Annotated in this window: 3 protein-coding genes; all 3 read left to right on the top strand. The window is 50.8% G+C overall.

The genetic code is table 11. The features are described 5' to 3' along the window. Positions 1 to 514: 514 nt before the first annotated feature. Complete coding sequence (locus O6944_02895) at positions 515 to 1,909, top strand: hypothetical protein (protein MCZ6718087.1); 1,395 nt, start codon at positions 515 to 517, stop codon at positions 1,907 to 1,909. An 84-nt stretch (positions 1,910 to 1,993) separates the two neighbouring features. After that, entirely contained in the window at positions 1,994 to 3,301 is a 1,308-nt protein-coding gene (locus tag O6944_02890) for a hypothetical protein (GenBank protein MCZ6718086.1), read from the top strand. 620 nt (positions 3,302 to 3,921) lie between these two features. Then, on the top strand, positions 3,922 to 4,154 hold a 233-nt coding region (locus tag O6944_02885), incomplete at its 3' end, for a hypothetical protein (GenBank protein MCZ6718085.1).

The raw sequence follows: 4,154 nt of genomic DNA, 5'->3' as shown, positions 1-4,154 counted from the left end.
AGCCGGGGGGGAGTTATGAGTTTCCTTTGCGGCGGGACGTAACCGCCCCCGCCGCAATTGCGAAGTAGTGTCCGCTACGCGGACGGTGTATTAGCGGGGTGCCGGCTCGGCAACTGCTCCCTGCGTTGCCCTACCTTCCGACATCCCTGTCGGTCGCCCATACGCGGGGTACTGATTGTACCCAAAACCATTTCCCCCTGACCCTGCGCCCCTTCAGGCCGGCCTTCGTCTCGGTCGGCATTCGGCTCGGCGTAAGGCGGGAAAAACTACCAGAACCTAGGGGCAGCGCGATGCGCAGGAGGCGCGAGTGCCGCGGACGCATGGATGCGTAGGAGTGGCCTTCGGCTGCCCTTGTCTGATGTGCAGGGATGCACGAATGCCGTGAATGCAGGAGCAAATGAACGGCCTCGGCTCGACCGTAGGGGCGACAAAAATTCTACAATTAACTTCCTATAGGGACGTTCAATTATCATTACATTCTATAATGCATTAATCTCACGAGGTTCTGCCTACCATGCCAAAGCGGAAGCCGGGTGCCCAGATTTGTGTTGCCGATGGTGCGGGCGGTATGCGGCGAGTCGCCGATCTTCGCTTCGAAGCCGGTGAGTGGCCAATCGAGCTTGTTGTTCCTGCCAAAGATGCAAAGACTTGGATGGCACATCTTAACGCCGAGAAAGAAGAACGGGGTTGGAGTTCGAGTGGCCTGTCTCAGTTAGAGAGTGCCGAGAACAGTGGGACGCTATCTGTACACACAGTAGGTGGTCCGTTACCTCCGTCATTAGACATCGTCTGGGAGAGATCGCGTGACGCCGAGCTTCGGGTTAAAGCTCGCCCAAGTGGCACGCCGGAGCTTTCTTTGGAGACGGCTCAGGACTTCATCGATGCAACAAGTGCACGACAGCGTGCAGGCAAGACCATTCGCGGTCATCGGTGGGGGCTCTTGAGCTACTATGGACTCCCTTGGCGCGGTGAACTGTGGCTTGAGAGTCAGCTCCGCATCGGCCCGCCATCAAAACATCCGACGGATGCCCTCCTCGGCTCGCAAGCGATTGTGGTGGACGCGATAGTTGAAGGCATCGGGAATCAGGGAGTCACCGCGAACTTTGAGACCCGCCTTCACGAGGTCCGTATTTTTCTGAGCGTCGTGCTTGACCTAAACGTCATAATCAGCAAGTCTGAACGGGAATGGGTATGCCAGCTAGATGAACAGGGTCGCATTACAGATTGTAAGATTGGTCAGGTTGGGTACGCGGAGATTTCCAAGACCCGCGAGCTTCCCTCGGTCGGTAGTACACCACCAGTAGAAAGACGTGAAGTAAGTCGACCAGGTCTAGGGCCGACTGGACTACAGTGGGATATGTACGAGCAATGGGTGCCGGCGGATATCGAAGATCTCTGGCGTATGTTCACGGAGTTGCCTGCCTCCAAGCGTGACCACTTCTTGCGCGCGGGCAACGCGTATCTCATTGCACGTTCAATGTGGCCCGACCAGCGCACAGCCTATGCCGTCTTTCTTGTCGTTGCCTGCGAAGCGCTAAAGTCAAGCGGCAAGCGCTATGATCGCGCAAATGTCTATGATGTTGTCGCGAGCCTGATGAATCCAGAGGAGGGTGAACGGCTCCGGAGGCTTGCTGTACCACCACAGCGAGTCCGCAGCAAGCACGTGCATCGCGGTGAACTCGCGGCTAACGAGCTTCTCCCGCTACTCATTAATAACCCGTTCGAGGACCCATCATTTGATGAAATGATTGGTGAGCTGTCACGGGTGACTCGCGTATGTCTGACGGAGTGGTTGCGTTGCGGAGGAAACTATAGACTAGTTCGGTTACCTCGACGTAAACACACTCTGGCTGAAAGGATTCGTGCCAGAGTGAACGCTGTTTTCCACTGGATCACCCGTCGCTCCTAACACCACCCATCAACGACGATATACTGCGATTAAGGCACTTAGTTATTCCGATACCAAGAGTCATAACTACGTTTAGAATTGAAAATGTTAGAAAAGCCTATCCGTCAGTTTAACGACAATCTCGAAGGGTTACGCGATTTCGTCGATATGGTTTCCGGATTCCTCAAGCAGAAATGGGAGGATGACCTATCTGAAGATCCAATAGGGTTTACGCCTTTGATGTTAGCTTTTAGTGAGCTAGAGCCCGACTTGTTTGAGCTGGATGAAACCAAGAAAGAGAAACTTAAGACCTTGTTTGGAGATAAGATCGAAGTAGACATAGAAGAATCTGGCGAGGACGAACACAAAAAGGTGAAACTTACGATCGGTAAGGGAAGCCAAAAAAGATTTCATGATGCCATGTCAATCTTCAAGAAAGTCACGACTAGAAAAGAAAATCTTTATCACAGCTCCCTTATTAGTCTAATTAGCGCAGTAGAACGTTTTTTTGCAGAGCTCATGCACACGTACTACGACAGGAATCCAGATGCGGTTGGTCTAAAGGACAAGCTGCTTAGTCTAGAAGATCTCAATGCCATTGGTTCCATCGAAGATGCAAGAAAATACATTGTTGATGGGAGAGTAGAAAGTGTATTGCGGGGAAGTTTCAATGATTGGTTGGGCTTTGTTAAGCAAAAGATGAATCTTTCTGCGAGTTACATTAGTGATCATAAGGAAGAGTTGGTTGAAGCCTGTCAGAGAAGAAACCTCCTGGTTCACAATGGCGGTGTTGTTAACTCTTCCTATGTTAAGAATTACCCGAAATCCTTGGGAGAGGTGCCTGGAATTGGGATGCAACTAGGCGTGTCTCCAGAATATCTAGAGGACAAGATTTCAAGATTCGAGCGTTGTTTCATACTTATTGCGGCGGAGCTATGGAAGAAGTATGAGCATGATAACGATGCGCGTGGGTCTCTACTAAATGATATAGCTTTCAATCATTTAGAGCGTGAGAGATGGAAGATTGCAGAGTCTTTGAGTTATTTTACGGTTCGCGACAAGGCACTCTCTGAATCAGTAAGATTGATAGCACAAGTAAATTTTTGGCAATCTAAAAAGTGGCAGGGGATGTATGAATCGGTACGGGCAGAAGTGGACAGCGCAGATTTATCGGCGAAAGAACCTATTTATTTGTTAGCAAAATATGTGTTGCAGGAAGACTACGAACAGGCGTTACAACTCATGCCAACAATAATCGAGTCAGGCAAGTTGGATATTGAACAAGTTCAAAATTGGCCCCTATTCAGAATGTTGAGATCAGAAAGGGAGAATGAACTGAAAGATCTTCTCGTGAAGCATGCTGTGAGCAATGAGCAGCCAGATTCTGATGAAGCAAAGCCTACCGTGCATTGAGCCCAAATAGTAAAGAGTCAACTTGCAATATATGGATTAATCACCTCCCTAAACCGCACGCCTCGCCCACATGCATGTCTTTTTTGATCTTGACGGCACGTTAACTGACCCGAAAGAGGCGACCGGCAGGGACGCTGGAAGTTAGAACAACGCGGGAGCAGTTGTCGAGCATCACGTCTTGTATCAAATACGCCTTATTGAAGCTTGAACATCTGACCTCCACGGATGGAGGAAATGCAAAGGATTGTCGGGAACAATCCTAGCCCTGCGCCCGCGGCATTATCCTTTTTATGTCAAAATAATATGTGTCTTGTCGATGAAGCCGTTAATCTAATTGATCAACCCGCTCATCGTTTTATCGTTGCCCCCGCATTCGTCCAACGTCCAGACTGCAACAGCATGTCCCATCGATACCGACTATATTTGTCCCTCGGTGCCACAGTCGGCATCGGTTTGCTGGTACTGTTTGTCTATAGTGTTGGATCCAATTGTGTGGACTTTAGAGCAAATTCATTGTCCAACACATCGCAAGCACCAAGCCTCGACCCACGCCCCGAAGGGAAGTCCCAGTGAACACTGAACGTGTCCCATCCCGTACCCAACGAAAGGGGACCAGCACGATGTTGGGTCGATTCAAACTCCTGATGGCGCTGATCGCAGCGTTCACGCTACTCGGCGCCACGCTCAACCCGGCGACGGCCATGGCCGCGTCTTCGACAGACGGCGCCGCCAAAAAGAGCCTCTTCATCACGGTGCCGTATCCGTCGACGTCGGCGTTGATCAATGACCTGAACCACGTCTGCAACGAGCACAAGGACCCCGGCCAGGAGGATTACATCTTCAACGCCGTGGT

It is taken from the genome of Gammaproteobacteria bacterium, assembly GCA_027296625.1.
Taxonomy (GTDB): Bacteria; Pseudomonadota; Gammaproteobacteria; order JAKEHO01; family JAKEHO01; genus JAKEHO01.
This window is presented reverse-complemented; position numbering and strand designations above follow the sequence as displayed.